The 16,032-nt window shown below is 70.0% G+C and carries 13 protein-coding genes; 9 read left to right on the forward strand and 4 right to left on the reverse strand.

Going from position 1 to position 16,032, the window contains the following annotated elements; all coding sequences use genetic code 11:
* Positions 1-350 precede the first annotated feature (350 nt).
* The 4 genes from ACWC9R_RS09485 to ACWC9R_RS09500 all read left to right on the forward strand — a co-directional run bounded on the left by ACWC9R_RS09485 (position 351) and on the right by ACWC9R_RS09500 (position 5,217).
* Entirely contained in the window at positions 351-1,550 is a 1,200-nt protein-coding gene (locus tag ACWC9R_RS09485; protein WP_450729948.1) for a S8 family serine peptidase, read from the forward strand.
* 163 nt (positions 1,551-1,713) lie between these two features.
* On the forward strand, positions 1,714-2,298 hold the full coding sequence (locus tag ACWC9R_RS09490; protein ID WP_450729950.1) for a TetR/AcrR family transcriptional regulator: 585 nt from the start codon (positions 1,714-1,716) through the stop codon (positions 2,296-2,298).
* On the forward strand, positions 2,295-3,845 hold the full coding sequence (locus ACWC9R_RS09495) for an MFS transporter (protein ID WP_450729952.1): 1,551 nt from the start codon (positions 2,295-2,297) through the stop codon (positions 3,843-3,845). The genes ACWC9R_RS09490 and ACWC9R_RS09495 overlap by 4 nt, the downstream gene beginning before the upstream one ends.
* Before the next feature lie 283 nt (positions 3,846-4,128).
* A complete protein-coding gene (locus ACWC9R_RS09500; protein ID WP_450729954.1) occupies positions 4,129-5,217 on the forward strand; it encodes a glycosyltransferase family 2 protein in 1,089 nt (362 codons plus the stop codon).
* Between the two features lie 111 nt (positions 5,218-5,328).
* Here ACWC9R_RS09500 and ACWC9R_RS09505 read toward each other — a convergent pair whose 3' ends face one another.
* The gene (locus tag ACWC9R_RS09505; RefSeq protein WP_450729956.1) at positions 5,329-5,913 is read right to left on the reverse strand and encodes a TetR/AcrR family transcriptional regulator; all 585 of its coding nucleotides are present in this window, start codon (positions 5,911-5,913) and stop codon (positions 5,329-5,331) included.
* A 72-nt stretch (positions 5,914-5,985) separates the two neighbouring features.
* Here ACWC9R_RS09505 and ACWC9R_RS09510 point away from each other — a divergent pair, with 72 nt between their 5' ends.
* Positions 5,986-7,215 (forward strand): MFS transporter, encoded by a 1,230-nt coding sequence (locus ACWC9R_RS09510; RefSeq protein ID WP_450729958.1) that lies wholly within the window; start codon positions 5,986-5,988, stop codon positions 7,213-7,215.
* A gap of 646 nt (positions 7,216-7,861) precedes the next feature.
* Here ACWC9R_RS09510 and ACWC9R_RS09515 read toward each other — a convergent pair.
* Positions 7,862-8,869 carry a LacI family DNA-binding transcriptional regulator gene (locus ACWC9R_RS09515; protein ID WP_450729960.1) on the reverse strand — a complete coding sequence of 336 codons (1,008 nt, stop codon included), beginning with the start codon at positions 8,867-8,869 and terminating at the stop codon, positions 7,862-7,864.
* A gap of 122 nt (positions 8,870-8,991) precedes the next feature.
* Here ACWC9R_RS09515 and ACWC9R_RS09520 point away from each other — a divergent pair, with 122 nt between their 5' ends.
* On the forward strand, positions 8,992-10,239 hold the full coding sequence (locus tag ACWC9R_RS09520) for an MFS transporter (protein WP_450729962.1): 1,248 nt from the start codon (positions 8,992-8,994) through the stop codon (positions 10,237-10,239).
* 677 nt (positions 10,240-10,916) lie between these two features.
* Positions 10,917-12,203, forward strand: a complete 1,287-nt coding sequence (locus ACWC9R_RS09525) for a helix-turn-helix domain-containing protein (protein WP_450729964.1) — start codon at positions 10,917-10,919, stop codon at positions 12,201-12,203.
* A gap of 35 nt (positions 12,204-12,238) precedes the next feature.
* On the opposite strand, the gene ACWC9R_RS09530 is transcribed toward ACWC9R_RS09525, so the two are convergent.
* Positions 12,239-12,772, reverse strand: coding sequence for a cupin domain-containing protein (locus ACWC9R_RS09530; protein ID WP_450729966.1), 534 nt, complete (start codon positions 12,770-12,772; stop codon positions 12,239-12,241).
* A 100-nt stretch (positions 12,773-12,872) separates the two neighbouring features.
* Complete coding sequence (ahcY, locus tag ACWC9R_RS09535; RefSeq protein ID WP_450729968.1) at positions 12,873-14,309, reverse strand: adenosylhomocysteinase; 1,437 nt, start codon at positions 14,307-14,309, stop codon at positions 12,873-12,875.
* Between the two features lie 585 nt (positions 14,310-14,894).
* On the opposite strand from ahcY, the gene ACWC9R_RS09540 reads away from it, so the two are divergent.
* Complete coding sequence (locus ACWC9R_RS09540; RefSeq protein WP_450729970.1) at positions 14,895-15,260, forward strand: 6-pyruvoyl trahydropterin synthase family protein; 366 nt, start codon at positions 14,895-14,897, stop codon at positions 15,258-15,260.
* A 97-nt stretch (positions 15,261-15,357) separates the two neighbouring features.
* Positions 15,358-16,029, forward strand: a complete 672-nt coding sequence (locus ACWC9R_RS09545; protein ID WP_450730155.1) for a 7-carboxy-7-deazaguanine synthase QueE — start codon at positions 15,358-15,360, stop codon at positions 16,027-16,029.
* Positions 16,030-16,032 lie beyond the last annotated feature (3 nt).

Here is a 16,032-nt window from a genome sequence, read left to right on the forward strand (position 1 = left end):
ACTGGCCCTGTTTCCTTGCTTATTGAAGGCAGCCGAACACGTTGCGCGACCGGAAGTGCGAGGCCGGACGCTTCCCTCGTCCGGCCCCTCGTTCACCGTCGCATCACCGTCCATTGCGGGTGTGTAAACGGAGTTGAGTCACCCGGGTTCAACTCCGGGGTCGCTTTGACCACTTCTGAAACATTTCCCATTTCAGGGGCCTTGTTGCTTATCTCACACGACCGGGCTGGCCTTGAATTGAACTCATCAATCAGACAGGGTTTCGAGCCAGCCCGACGCAGATCTTCCGGTCTGTGCGGGCTATTGCGCAACGCTTTCCCCCCACACCACGAACGAGGAGAATCCTCGCAATGGCTCACAAGCGTTCCAGCAAGAAGCGGCTCATCACGGCGATATCCGCCGCCGTCGCCGCCACTGGTATCGCCGCCGTCACCGCGGTCACCGCGGGCGCGTCCCCGGCCGCCGAAGGCAAGATCTACGGAGCCGAGGCCAAGGGCGCCGTCAACGGCAGCTACATCGTCATGATGAAGAAGTCGATCCGTACGACGCAGAGCGGCGACCTGGCCGACAAGTACGGCGGCGAGGTCAAGCGGAACTACTCCTCCGCCATCGACGGCTTCTCGGCGACCGGCCTGAGCACCGAGGAGGCCAAGCAGCTCGCGGCCGACCCGGCCGTCGACAAGGTCGTCCAGAACAAGAAGTTCCACATCAGTGAGGCCCAGGCCAACCCGCCGTCGTGGGGCCTGGACCGCATTGACCAGGAAGACACCAAGGGCGACAAGAAGTACAACTACCCCGCCAGCGCGGGTGAGGGTGTCACCACCTACGTCATCGACACCGGTGTCCACATCAAGCACAAGGACTTCGGCGGCCGCGCGTCGTACGGCTTCAACGCCATCGACGGCAGTGACAAGGCCGAGGACGACAACGGTCACGGCACGCACGTCGCGGGCACCATCGGCGGTACCGAGCACGGTGTCGCCAAGAAGGCCAAGATCGTCGGCGTGAAGGTCCTCGACGGTGAGGGCTCCGGCACCACCGAGCAGGTCGTCGCGGGCATCGACTGGGTCACCAAGAACCACAAGGGCCCCTCGGTCGCCAACATGTCGCTCGGCGGCGGCGCGGACGAGGCCCTCGACGCGGCCGTGAAGAAGGCCATCGACGCCGGCGTCACCTTCGCCGTCGCGGCGGGCAACGAGTCCTCCGACGCGGGCCAGGGCTCCCCGTCGCGGGTCAAGGAAGCCATCACCGTGGCCTCCAGCACCGAGGACGACAAGCAGTCCGACTTCTCCAACTTCGGCAAGGTCGTGGACCTCTACGCCCCCGGCTCCGAGATCACCTCGGACTGGAACGACGGCGCCACCAAGACCATCTCCGGTACGTCCATGGCCACCCCGCATGTCGTCGGTGCCGCCGCGGTCTACCTGGCCGGTCACAAGGACGCCAAGCCGGCCGAGGTCGCCAAGGCCCTGACCGACGGTGCCACGCCCGACAAGATCTCGAACCCGAGCGAGGGCACGCCCAACAAGCTGCTGAAGGTCGTCGAGTAAGCACCTCACGTCCTCAGCTTTACCCGCCGGCCGCCGCGCTCGCCCCCACGGGGCGCGGCGGCCGGCGTCGTTGTGCGCTCTGCGCCCCGTCCGCATTCCTTGTCCGCGGCCGGCGGGCGGCCACGCGTAGACACTGTCTACTCCCATGCGGTAGACAGGGTCCATGAGCGATCAAGAGGCGGGCCTGCGCGCCCGTTTGGTCCAGGCCGGCATCGACCTGCTGACCGAAGAGGGCGTACAGGCACTGTCGTTGCGGGAGATCGCCCGCCGGGCCGGGGTCTCCCACGGCGCTCCGCGGCGCCACTTCCCCACCCATCTGTCCCTGCTGTCCGCCATCGCCCGCCAGGGGTTCGCCGACCTGTCCGACACGGTCGCGGCGCACCTCGACGACCACCGGGACGACCCCCGCGCCCAGCTGATGGCGCTGGGCCGCGGCTACCTCGACTTCGCGCTGAACCACCCCGGCATGTTCGAGCTGATGTTCCGTCACGACCTGCTGGAGAGCAACCAGCTCGGCCTGCGGGAGACCAGCCTGCCGCTCTTCCGGGTACTCGTCGGTCTCGTCTCCCGGGTGCGGCCGGGGTCCGACGTGCCGCCACCGGTCGTCGCGGGCGCCCTGTGGAGCAACCTGCACGGCATCGCCCAGCTGTGGCGCTGGGGCAGCCTGCAACTCGCCACCGGGACCGACGAGGTCGAGCCGCTGCTCCGGGCCGCGCTGGACGCCCATCTCGGACCGGAGGGCCGATGACCACCCGACGCCGCCAACGCCTCGTCCTCACCGGCAGTGTCACCGGGGCCGTGATCGTCGCCCTGGACGGCACCGTGCTGACCGTGGCGCAGCCCGCCCTCCAGCGGGACCTGCACGCCTCGTTCGGGCAGGTCCAGTGGACCAGCACCGGCTATCTCATCGCCGTGGCCAGTCTGTTGGTGTTCGCCGGACGGCTCGGTGACCGCTACGGGCACCAACGGCTCTTCGCCCTCGGCATCCTGGGCTTCGGCGCCACGTCGGCGGGCATCGGCCTGGCCTCCGGCGCCGGCTGGGTGATCGGACTGCGGGTGGCCCAGGGCGTCTTCGGCGCGCTGCTGCAGCCGGCCACCCTGGGGATGCTGCGCGCCGCCTATCCTCCCGACCGGCTCGGTATGCCGCTCGCCCTGCGGACCAGCGCCATCGGGCTGGCGGCCGCGGCCGGCCCGGTACTCGGCGGCGCGCTGGTCGCCCAGTGGGGCTGGCGGTCCGTCTTCTTCCTCAACGTGGTGCCCGCATGCCTGACCGGCGTACTGGCACTGGCCGTTCGCCTCCCCGCCCCGGAATCACCGACGACCTCCGCGAGCACGGCCGGCGCCACCGGCACCGACGCGACCACGGGGACCACCGGCGGCAGTCGTATCACCACCACCCGACTCGACCTGCCGGGCGCCTGCCTCCTGGCGCTGACCCTGGTGGGTCTCGTCCACACCCTCGTCGCCCTCCCGGAAGCGGGCTGGACACCGGCGACCGCACTGGGCGCGGTGGCGGCCGTGGTCGCCTGCGGGGTCTTCGTCCGGCACGAACGCCGCACCACGAGTCCGCTGCTCCCGCCCTCCGTGATCGGCTCGACGGCCCTCGCCCCGGCCCTCGCCGTGCTCCTCTCCGCATCGGCGGCCCTGTTCGGCGCGCTGTTCATCAGCACCTACTTCCTCCAGGACGTCCTCGCGATGGACCCGTTGCAGTGTGGTCTGCGCGTGCTGCCCCTGGCCGTGCTGATGGTGCTGAGCGCCCCGGCCTCGGCCGTACTGCAGCGCCGGTTCGGCCCCCGCCGGACGACCGTCGTGGCGATGGCCCTCCTCGCCCTCGGTGTCCTCGTGCTGTCCCAGCTCGACCGGACCTCGACGGCACCGGCCATCAGCGGCGGATTCCTCCTGCTGGGCGCCGGCTTCGGCACGGTCATGGTCACGGCGACCGCGGTCATCGTGCGCCACGCCGCCGCGGAGCACGCCGGAGTGGCGGGCGGCCTCCAGCAGACCGCCATGAACGTCGGCCCGACCCTGGGCGTCGCGATGGCCACCATGCTCATGACCCTCATGGCCCCCACCTCCGGCGGCCACGCACCTGGCGGCGGACCGCACTGGAACGGCGCTGCCTTCCTCTCCGCGATGAGCCCCACCCTCCTGACCCTCGCGGCCCTCGCCGCGACGGGCGCCCTGGCCGCGGCCGCGCTCCCCGGCCGCACGGCCGACACCGGCTCACCACGGCAACGGGTGACGGGCGGCCACGACCCCGAAACCACCGAAGCGGGGGCCGGGAAGGCCTCCTGACGGGCACTCCGGAAGGGAGCTGCACGTGCGAGTCGCCGCATGCGTGCGTCACCTCAGGTGTTCGTCATCCCGGGCGCGAGCCATCCCATGCGCGAGTCGAGCCACCCGCATTCGAGTTATCCACAGGAGGAATCCTCCGGAACCACGCCGGGCGCCACCTCCCCTACCGTCGGCGACATGCACGGAGGACTGCCGTTCATCGGCATCAGCACCATCGTCTACGGCCTGATCGGACTGCTCACCGTCATGGTCAGCGCCATCCGCAAGACAGGGGGAGACCGACTTGCACACCATCACCGTCATCGTGCCCGCACACAACGAGGAGGAGGGACTGCCGGCGACACTGGAGTCCCTCGCCTCTCAAACGGTCCGGCCTGACCGGATTCTGGTCGTGGACGACGCCTCCACCGACCGTACGGGGGAGGTGGCGGCGGCACACGGAGTGACCGTGCTCCGCCCGCCCCGCAACCTCGGCAGCAAGGCCAAGGCGCAGAACTACGCCCTGCCCCGGTGCACCACCGACCTCGTCCTGGCCGTCGACGCGGACACCGTCCTCGCGCCGGACTACATCGAGACCGTCCTGCCCGTCTTCGACGACCCCGGCGTCGCGGTCGCCGCGGGCACGGTCCGCACCCGCCACACCCGCACACTGTGGGAACGCGGCCGCTCCACCGAGTACCTCTTCGGCTTCCACTGGCACCGCCCCATCCAGGCCCGCGCCAACAGCCCCATGGTGTGCTCGGGTTGCTGCTCGGTCTTCCGCCGAGACGACCTGATGGCCTTCGGCGGCTTTCCCGAACGGACCATCGTCGAGGACATGGACTACACCTGGTCCCAGCAGATCGCGGGCAGACGCGCGGTCTACGTCTCGGACGCCGTCGCCCTGGCCGCCGACCCGGAAGACCTCACCTACCTCCGCAAACAGGTCTGGCGCTGGATGGCCGGCTTCTGCCAGAACGTCCGCCTCCACCTCGGACAACTCATCCTCCACAAACCCCTGCTGGCGCTCTGGGTCCTCCTCGCCCTCCTGGAGATCCTCACCGCGCCCCTGTGGTGGGCGACGCCCTTCCTGGTCGCCGCCACCACCGGCGCCTCACCTGCCCTCGCCGTCGCCTGGTGGGCCGGCGCCGAACTCCTGCTGACCCTGCCACCCCTCCTCTACGCCGCCCACCGCCGCAAACTCCCGCTGCCCACCGTCCTGTTGAACATCCCCTGCGTCTACGCCACCAAGGCCGTCAACCTCGTCTACGCCTGGAAGGCCCTCATCGTCGAACTGCTTCTGGTCCCTCTCCACCTGGCACGGGGACTCACGGTGTACGAGAAGGGCCGGGCCGATACCGCGCCGGCCCGGACGGCGCTCGCAGGCGGCTGACACACCACACGACCAGGACGGACGTTCCGGAGCGGCCCCACCCGGCATCCCGCCGTGGCAGGAGGGGAGGGGCCGCCTCGCCCGGCAGCGCCGCTGTCACCGCGACCCTGATCAGCCTCCGTCGTCCACGCAGGAGTCGATCCAGGTGCACAGTTCGTCGAGGGCGGCCTCGGCGCGTTCCCTGTCCCCGGTGATGAGGTAGTCGCTCTGCAGGCTTGAGAAGCCGCTGTTGAGCAGCGTCGCCTTGATCAGGGCGCTGCCTTCGGGCAGGCCGCGGCGGACCAGGCACGAGGCGACGAATTCGGCACGGCCTCGTACGAACGCTGCCCCGGGAAGCGGCAGACGGCCCGCGGCGCCGAGCCCTTCGATCTCCCGGAAGAGCCGGGTCATGGCCATCTCGTCGGGGCCGAGGGTGCGTTCCCACGCCGACCGCACGAGGTGGCCGACCCTGACGCCGGGGTCATGCCAGCCCGGCGTCGACCGCAGTGCCACCTGCTGGCGTTCGTCGAGCCGCTCGAGTACGGCCGTGAGAAGGGTGTTCTTGTCGGCGAAGTGATGGGTCAGTACGCGGGTGCTCTGCCCGATCCCCGCTGACAGCGTGCGCAGCGAGAAGCTCCCGATCCCCGTGGCCGCGAGCTGGTCGATCACGGCATCGGTCACCTCGCGCCGACGCTCCGGGCTGGCCGGTCTGGGCACTCCCACGCACCTCCCTCTCCACGTCGTCACACTCTGACACACCATTAGGGAAACGAATGTTACCTTCATTCCATGGAGTTCTTACCCCGAGCCGGGCCGGTGTGGCTGTGGGCTCTGACGCTCGCGGCCTTCGCCGTGCAGACGGACGACTACATCGTCATCGGCGTTCTCCCCGCGGTATCGCACACCCTCCAACTGTCCGAGACCGCCACCGGCCAGCTGGTGACGGTGTACTCGCTCGCCTACGCGCTCGCCGCCCCGATATGGGCGCTGCTGCCGCTCCGGATGCCCCGCAGGCGCGCCCTGTGCGGCGGGCTCGCCGTGTTCGGAGCCGCGAACTTCGCGGTCCTGTTCGTGGACGGGTACCTGCCACTCATGGCCCTGCGCGTCCTGGCCGCGCTTGCCGCCGCCCTCGTCCTTCCCACCGCCCTGGCCGTGGCCGGCGCCGAGGCGCCACCGCAGCGTCAGGGCCGCTGTCTGGCAACCGTCATGACCGGCCTGACCGGTGCGGTCCTGCTGGGTGTGCCCGCCGGCACATGGATCGGTGCACTCTTCGGCTGGCGGGCGACCTTCCTGTTCGGTGGGCTGCTGGGGGTGGGCGCGCTTCTCCTGCTCCTCCGCACCCTCCCGCGCGCCGAGGCGCACGCGGTCTCGGTGCACAGAAGCCTTCGGGGCATGGTTCGTCCGCTGCTGAACGGTGCCGTAGCGGTGCTCCTCGCCGTCACGGTCCTGACCGTCGCGGGCAATCTGGCGTTCCAGACGTACCTCGCGCCCTTCCTCTCCGGCGTCTCCGGGGTGTCACCGACGGACCTCGCCGTGCTGCTGGTCTGCGCGGGGATCGGGGGCCTGCTCGGTACGCAGGCTTCCGGACGCCTCATCGACCGCTGCACACCGGGGCGGGTCTTCACCCTCGTGAGCGTGGTGTTCTGCGGGACGATGCTCGCCTTCGCGGGCCTCTGGCTCGTCAGGCCGGTCCCCGTCGCGCTCACCGCCGTGCTGCTGGTTGTCTGGTCGGCCGCCGCGTGGGCGGTGCCGCCCAGCATCCAGTCCCTGATGCTCACCCGGGCGGGGACGGAGGCGGCCGCGCAGGCGATGGCCGTCCAGAGCAGTGCCGTCTATGTCGGTGCGGCACTCGGTGGGGCGGTGGGCGGCGGTTTCCTCGCTGCCGACCGGGGCTTGATTCCGGCCGCCGCCGCGGGGCCGGCACTCCTGAGCCTCGTGATCATGGTCCCGGCCATGCGGCGCCATACTCCCGACCTGAGGTCGAAAGCGAACCGGGAGGTGGAGGCGGAAACGACGTAGACGGCTCACTGAACTCCGGCGGCCCCGCCCCTCCCCGCAGACAGACGAGGCGATCGCCTTCGCTGCGGTCGGGCGCGCCTCGACGCGGGGCCGCGGCATCGTAGGACCGAGACGATGGCGAGGCCGCGGGCGCATGGGCGCGCCGACCGTTCGTCCCCGGGGCACGGTGAGGTGGTGGAGCGGGGGTGAGCGCGCGCCGCCGGAATCGGCGGTCGGCGAACCTTCCGGGGCCAGGCCAGGCCAGGCCAGGCCAGGCCAGGCCAAGGCGTGGGCACCCCTCCGTAACCAGCCTGCCGGAAGGGAAAGGTGCCTGGAACAACTCTCTGTCCCTGGCTCGCCGAACGTCGGACAGCACATCGAGACGATCCACAAGCATCAACGGAGGCCGCTGTGACGCAACTTGAACCGCCGCCGCACCTCCCCCCCCCGGGACTTCTGCCCCTCTCCAGGAAAGGAAGCATCCGAGCCCGGAGCCGCCCGCCGCGGCACTCCCGAAGAGACACGGAACCGGCAGGGCGGCATCGCGCCCGCCGCTGACCGGAGCCGCGACGCACACCGCTGGTGAGCGCCGGGGCCGTGTACCCCGGCTCGTGCCCCGGCGCCCGCCCGCCCGGCCGTCGGCCCGTAGGCCACTCCCGTTGCGTTCCTACACCGGCGGGCCGGTCGATCCGCGAACTACCAGGGAGACGGGAACGGGGGCCGGGCCACGGGGCCGGCCGCCGTCCAGTACCGAGAGGAGTGCGCCCATTCCCTGCTCGCCGACCTCCTCGGCGGGAAGCCGCACCGTGGTCAGTTCGGGCTCCACCGCCATCGCGATGGTCAGATCATCGAAGCCGGTCACCGAGACGTCCTCCGGGACCCGCAGACCCAGCCGGCGAGCGGCCTTGAGGGCTCCGACGGCCAGGAAGTCGAAGTCGCACACCAGCGCCGTGGGCCGGTCCGCTCCGCCGCGCAGCGCCCGCTCAGCGGCCCGCCATCCCGCGTCCATGGTGAGCTCCGCGTACTCCGTGCGGAGTTCCGCACCCGTCCCGTCCAGAGCGGCCGCCAGCGCCCGGGACCGCATGGAGAAGGTCCAGGAGTCCAACCCGGCCGCGATATGACCGATGCGGCGGTGGCCGAGCGACAGCAGATGCGACGCCACCTGGTGGATGCCGTCCACGACATCGAGGTTGACGACCGCGGCGGCCCGGGAGTTCGCGGGATCGCTGTCGAGCATCACCAGCGGCAGCCCGTCCCCGTCGAAGGCGGCCAGCACCTCCGAGGCCATCGACGAGGCGATCACTCCGTCCAGAGTGGCGCGTGCCGAGACGAAGGGGTCGCGCGCCGGCCCGCCGTCCGACGGGGAGGAGTACAGCACCACGCCGAAGCCGTGCTCGGCCGCCACCCGTGCGACACCGCTGTGCAGGCGGGCGAAGTACTCGTTCGTGAGGGCCGGGACGACGAGCATCACGGTCTTCGTCCGCCCCGTCCGCAGGGTCCTGGCCGCGGGGTTCGGCTGGTACCCGAGCCTCAGTGCGGCGTCCCGCACCGTCTCGACGACCCGCTCCGACACCCGGCCGTGCCACTTCCCGCCGAACACGAGCGACACCGTCGACTGGGACACGCCCGCTTCCCTGGCCACGTCCCGTGAGGTGGGCCGTGCTCTGTTCGCCACGGAGGCGCATCCTCTCTCGGAGCCTTGGCGGTGGACCCGCTTGCTCCCAACATGGTAGACATCACTGGAGAGTTATACGTACTACGGTCGCGGGTCCGACTGCCGGCCGAGGGGTGGGGAACATGGCGAACGGCTACAGGAGCCTGCTGGGCACCCGGCATGCCGCTCGATTACTCGGCGGCACCCTCATCGGACGGTTGCCGCACGGGATGTCCGCGCTGGGCATCATGATGTTCCTCCGTTCGGAGGGTGCCGGATACGGGCTCTCCGGGGCGCTGACCGCGCTCTTCGGTGCCTCGGTCGCGGTAGGGCAGCCGCTGCTCGGCAGGGCCGTCGACCGGCGTGGTCAGACCTGGGTGATGACCCTCGGGGCGCTGCTCTCCGGCGCGGGCTTCGCACTGCTCGCGGTCGTCGGACGCGAACCGGTGCCCCTCGCCGCCGCCGCGGTCGTCCTGGCCGGTCTGGCGGCGCCGCCGCTCGAAGGCGGGATGCGTGCCCTGTGGCCGGAACTGCTCCGGAGCGAGGAGCGGCTGCAGGCGGCCTACGCACTCGACGCCGCGGCTCAGCAAATCCTCTTCGCCTCCGGCCCCTTGCTGGTGACGTTCCTGATCGCGGTGGGTTCCGAGGAGGTCGCCCTGATCGCCACCGGACTCATCGGGGTGGCCGGAACGCTCGTCATGGTGACCGCCGCGCCCTCCCGCCGCTGGCGCGCGGCCCCCCGTACCGCCCACTGGCTCGGGGCACTGCGCTCGCCCCCGCTGCTGGTTCTGCTCGGGGTCATCCTCTTCGTCGGTGTGTCCCTGGGCAGTGTGTCCCTCTCCGCGGTCGCCTACGGGGACGAGCACGGCGCCGGCCCGGTGTCCGCCTGGGTCCTGGCGGCGAACTCCCTCGGTGCGCTCATGGGTGGCCTCCTCTATGGGGCGCGGGTCTGGCCCGGTGCCCCGGAACAGCGGCTGCGTCCGCTGACCACCGGACTGGCCCTCTGCTACCTGCCGTTGATGCTGACGCCCGGCCTCCCCTGGATGATCCTCCTCGCCGCGCTCTCCGGGATGTTCTTCGCCCCGGTGCTGGCCTGCGGCTTCGTCGTGGTCGACCGGGTCGCGCCGTCCGGGACCGTGACGGAGGCCTTCTCGTGGCTGGTGACCGCCCTGGGCGTGGGCGTCGCGGCCGGCACGGCCATGGCCGGTTCCGCCGCGCAGTACGGCGCCAGCGGGACGGGCTTCGCCGTCGCGGGCGGCGGGGGGTTACTCGCTCTCGCCGTGCTTCTGCTGTGTGGCCGATTCTTCGTGGTCACAAACCGACCGCTAGGCCCGCAAAGCGAGACCGTGGGTCCTTCCATGTCTGATGTCACCGCGGTTTCGGAGGTGTGAGTTTCGTGCCCGGAACGCCGCGGGGATGAGGGGGCCGCACCGAGCCGTGCCGGCGTCTCGGCGCAGTCGGCCTCCGGGGCACGCGCCGACCCGGAGGAGGCGCGGGTCGGACCGGTTGATACGGGGGCTGAGCTTCCGGGGCGTGGGTGCGGCGTGGTCGAGCGGCCTCTCCTCACATACGTGAGGGAACCCGAACCGGGGGCAGGGAAAGGAAGTTGGGCACGGCGGCTCCCGGGGGCGGGTGCGGGGGTCCGGGGGCGGGTGGAGCGGAACGTCTGCCGCCGACGGGGGGTGTCGTTCTGCCGATCGCGGCGAACCGCTGGTTCCGGACAAACCCGGATCGCACCATGTCCACCTGCGCACAGGTGTGATCAAATACGAATATGACGCCGCCATAGCTGGCGTAAACGTGACCGAGTATTTGCCGAACCCGGTGGCCGGTGTAGGTCTGCCGCCGAGGCTCGCCCAGAGGAGAAGGGAAGCCGGCTTCTTTCCATCTTCATGCGCTTTTTGATGTCTAAAACTGTCCGGCATGACTGCTAGCCGGATATTTTTCCTGTGCAAGGCGGGATGGTGACCCAGGCGGTTATGTTCTGAGCGCAGTGCACAGAGTCCCGGCGCGACTCCTCCATGGAATTTCTAGCTGCCATGAAGATTCATCGGCATGGAGAAGGCGAATGACGAAGCGAATAACTTCTGTGGGTGCCTCGTTCGGATCGTCTCTGCGGGCCTTACGCAAAGAACGCGGATTGTCGCTGGGGGACTTGGCCCGACTCGTGAATTATAGCAGAAGTCACTTGAGTCGGGTGGAAACCGGGAAGAAGCAGCCGGCTGAGGGGCTGGTCAGGCTGTGTGACGAGGCGTTGGGTGCAAAAGGGAGTCTTCTCGCCCTGGCCGTGCGTTCTCCGCGGCGCCGGAGTGGACGCACCAGCCCCGTTCAACTTCCCCGCAGTATTGCCGACTTCACCGGTCGTGAGGAAACCCTGGAGCAGCTGGATGCCATGCTCGCCGAGGTCCATCGGCAGCGCGACGGACAGGCCGTCGCCACGGTGGTCGAAGGGGCGGCCGGGGTGGGGAAGACCGCCGCTGTCGTGCACTGGAGCCATGGCGTCCGGAGTCATTTTCCCGACGGTGTGCTGTTTGCCGATCTCCAGGGGTTCAGTACGGCCGGGCGGCCCGTCGGCAGTCGCCAGGTGCTGCGGAGTTTCATGACCGCGTTGGGCGCAGACCCCGGTTATCTGGCGGGTGAGTTACACGATCTGGCCGCGAGTTACCGCAGTTTGCTGACGGGAAAGCGGGTGCTGATCGTCCTCGACAACGCCGCCGGTGCGGAACAGGTCAGGCCGCTCCTGCCGGCCTCGCCCCAGTGCATGGCCGTGATCACCAGCCGCAGTCGTCTGACCGGGCTGGTCACCCGGGACGGCGCCTACCGCATCACGGTGCCGTACCTGTCCGAGGGCGAGTGCACCCGGCTGCTGTCCCGTCTCGCGGGGGCGCCTTTGCCGCTGGAAAGGAATGCCTGCTGTGCGTGCCGGTATCTTCCCCTGACCGTGCGTATCGCCGTGGAGCAGCGGGAGATGATGGACGGTCTGGAGTTGTGCGAACGGTGTGGTTCGGAAGCGCTGCTCAAGTACCTGTGCACCACGCATGACGAGACCAGCGACATGTATACGGCGCTTTCCGGCTCCTACCGACACCTCCAGCCGGAGGCCGCCCGCGGGCTGCGGCTCCTCGGGGGGTGCGCGGGGTACGTCGTCACGGTTTCCGAGGCGGCACACATACTGGGATCGGATATCGTGCGGGCGCAGCGGGTCCTCGACGCACTGGCCGATATCCATCTGCTGCACCGCAGTTCACGCGAGGAATACCGCTTCGAGAAGACCGTGAAGGGCTTCGCACGTGAGCTTGCCGGGCATGACACCCACCTCGTGACCTACGCGGGGCAGGGCGCCGGGGCCTGCTGATTCCCGGGTGCCGGGACGGGCCGGAAGCCACAGGATCAGAATTCCGCCGAATCCTCCGTCATACGGAGCGGTACACCGGGGCGGCACCGGCGCCTGATCCGCGCGGCGGCCCGTGGATACCGCGCACTCAGTTCCCCGGCGTCTCCGCCCTCGTAGTCGGAGAGGACGAAACCGGGCGCCATCGTGCAGCCGAACAAGGACCACTGACCCCCGTCACATACCCGGCCGCCCATCCAGGTGCCTTTGGGGACACAGAGCTGCACCTGCTGTCCGGCCAGGACGTCGTGCCCGAGCACGACCGTGCGGTCCGTTCCGTCCGGAGCGAGCAGCAGAAGTTCGATCGGGTCGCCGAGATGGAAATGCCATATCTCGTCGACCGGTAAGCGGTGCATCGCCGAGAACTGCTCGCCTTCGGCGGTGAGCAGGGCGAGGATCGCGGTGCTCTCGGGCCGTCCGCCCTGTTCTTTCGCCGCGGTCCAGGTGGGCCGGAAGAAACCCCCTTCGAGTGGCAGGGGCTCCAGGCCGAAATGGTCGATCAGCTCCGTGGCCGTGACAGCGGGGCGCGACATCTCGTACCTCCTTCGTGAGGCAGCGGTGCGGTGGGGGATCGGGGGCGAGCCGCCGGCCCCGGCGGCCGGAAGCCGGCCGCCGGGGACCGGCGGTGCGCGCTCAGTAGCGGTAGTTGTCCGGCTTGTAGGGCCCGCCGACGGGCACTCCGAGCTGGACGGCCTGTGCGGCGGTGAGCGTGGTCAGTTCGGCGCCCAGCGTGGGGAGGTGCAGCCTCGCCACCTTCTCGTCGAGGATCTTCGGCAGGTGGTGGACCCCGGGCGGGTAGGCGTCGGCGTTCGTATACAGCTCGAGCTGTGCCAGCGCCTGGTTCGAGAGCGAACTCGACATCACGAAGCTGGGGTGGTCGGGCGCGTTGCCGAGGTTCATCAGCCTGCCCTCGGACAGCACGATCACCGTATGGCCGTCGGGGAAGGCCCACTCGTGGACCTGTGGCCTGGCCGGCACCTTGCGGATGCCGGGAGTCCGGGCCAGGGAGTCGACGTCGATCTCGGTGTCCAGGTGCCCCATGTTCCCCACGATCGCCCGGTGCTTCATCCGGGCCATGTGCTCCGCGGTGATGACACCCGCACAGCCCGTCGTCGTGATGACGATGTCCGCCTCGCCGATCACCTGCTCCAGGGGCGCGACCAGGAAGCCGTCCATGGCCGCCTGAAAGGCGCAGATGGGATCGATCTCGGTGACGACGACCCGGGCGAGCTGCGCCCGCAGCGCGTCGGCACAGCCCTTTCCGACGTCGCCGTAACCGCACACCACGGCCAGTTTGCCGCCGATCTGGGTGGCCGTCGCCGCCTTGAGCGCCTCGACCACCGACTGCCGGCACTGGTAGCGGTTGTCGAACTTGGACTTGGTGACCGAGTCGTTGACGCTGATCGCCGGGAACAGCAGGGAGTTCACCTCGTCGAGCCGCCGCAGCACGGCGGTGCCCGTGGTGGTCTGCTCGCTGGCTCCCCGCACGTGCGCGGCGAGTGTGCTCCAGTACGACGCGTCGTGCTCCGCGGCGCGCTTCACCACGTCCAGCATCGCGAGCTCGTTCGGGTCCGCCGGCTCCTCGCCGGCCGGGACGCTTCCCGTCTTCTCGTACTCCACTCCCTGGTGCAGCAGCAGGGTGAGACTCCCGCCGTCGTCCATCAGCATGGTGGGGCCACCCCCGTCCGGCCAGGCCAGCACCCGCTGCGCGCACCGCCAGAAGTCCTCCAGGCTCTGGCCCTTCCACGCGAACACCGGGACCGGCCGGCCTCCGGCGGGGCCGACGGCCACGGCCGCTGCGGCACGGTCCTGGGTCGAGAGACGGTTGGAGCCGGCCCAGCGGACCTCCGCGCCCAGGGCCACAAGGGTCTCGATCAGCACGGCGGTCTGAATCGTCAGATGGAGGAAACCACTGATCCGGGCACCGGCGAGCGGCCGCCGGCCCGCGTACTCGGCTCTCAGCGCCATCAGGCCGGTCATCTCGTGCTCGGCCAGGGCGATGTCCTGCCGCCCCGCTGCTGCCAGGGCGATATCGGCGATCTCGAGGTCGGTGACTTCTGTGCTCGTCAAGGAACTTCCTTCGGTGTGTGGGGACCCGGAGGACGCGCAGCCTTCGCCGGGACGGCGATCCGCGGAGCCGTCGGAGGACGGGACGGGCGTCAGACCGGGGTGCCGGATTGTGGGGGCCGGCGCACTCAAGGGCGCGGCACGGGCGCGAGCGCGGTGCCGGCACGCGGACGGGCCCTGCGGCGGGCCGCGTGTTCGTGGCACCGAGTCTCCGGCAACTCCCTCTCGATGAACAGTGGTTGACCGGTGTCTCCTTCCGGAGGCAACGGGCGACACACCACTCCTGGGACTTCTCCTCCGTCGTGGGCCCCTTGGGCAAGGCGCGGGTGGGCCTTCCCGTGTCTCCGCACCGCCGGCCTCGTACCGCCGCCTCCGTCCCACCGCGTGCGGCATCACCGTGTGCGGGGCGCGCCGCACGGCGCTGATTCGGTGTCCCGTCCGCTCTTTCTCGGTATGCCCCGGCCCGGGTCACGGTCCTGGCCGTGATGTGCGGGTGCGGGGCCGAACACACCATGGGACCGGCGCTTCCGATAGGCGTCCACCACGGCGTGACGTGCGGCGCGGTCCTACCTGAGCAGGAGGGTGCACATGGCTTTTCGGATCACCAAGGAGTTCCATTTCTCGGCCAGTCATCAGTTGGCCGAGTTGCCGGAGGGCCATCCCTGTGGCCGGATGCACGGCCACAACTATGTGGTGGAGCTGGAGCTCTCGGCGCCGGCGGACGGCCTGGACAAGGCGGGGTTCGTACGGGACTACGGCGACCTCAAGCAGTTCAGCAGGTGGCTGGACACCGAGGTCGATCACCGGCACCTGAACGACGTGCTGACCGACCGCAACCCCTCGGCCGAGAACCTGTCGCAGTGGCTGTACGAGCGCTGGCTGCCGCAGTATCCGCAGCTGAGTTCGGTACGGGTCTCCGAGACCGCCAAGACCTGGGCGGAGTACCGGCCGTGACGGGCGAGCAGGCCCTGGCGGCACCGGCCCGGGGAGGTGATGCCAAGGTGGAACCGAAGCTCGTGGTCAACGAGATCTTCGGCCCCACTTGAGGACCGTGCAGGGTGAAGGCCCCTCGGCGGGCCGGCGTTGCGCCTTCGTGCGGCTGGGCGGCTGCAATCTGTCCTGCCGTTGGTGCGACACGCCGTACACCTGGGACTGGACCGGTACGGGCGACACCGGGGTCGCCTACGACCCGCGTCAGGAACTGACCCCCATGCCCTGGTCCGAGGTGCTGCGCAGACTCCTCGACTACGACGTACCCCTGATCGTGATCTCCGGCGGGGAACCCCTCAGCCAGCAGCGCCGGATGCTTCCCCTGGTCCGTGAACTGGCCGCCGCGGGCCGGAAGATCGAAATCGAGACGAACGGCACCGTGGTCCCGCGGGACGACCTGGTGAGCCTGGGCGTCCGGTTCAACGTCTCGCCCAAGCTGGCGCACTCGGGCGACCCGGAATCACGACGGCTGGTCCCGGAGGCACTGCGCGCCCTCGCCGCGGTGCCCGGAACGGCCTTCAAGTTCGTCTGCCGTCACACGAGCGATCTCGACGAAGTGGCCTCCGTCGTCGAGCGGTACGGCACGGACCCCGTCTGGATCATGCCCGAGGGGCAGTTGCCCGCAGAGGTCGGCCGGCATCTGGCCGCTCTGGGCGACGAGGTCGTGGCGCGAGGCTGGAACCTGACCACTCGACTGCATGTCGCCGTCTGGGGCGACAGGAGAGGTGTGTGAGCA

Source organism: Streptomyces sp. NPDC001219 (assembly GCF_053597915.1).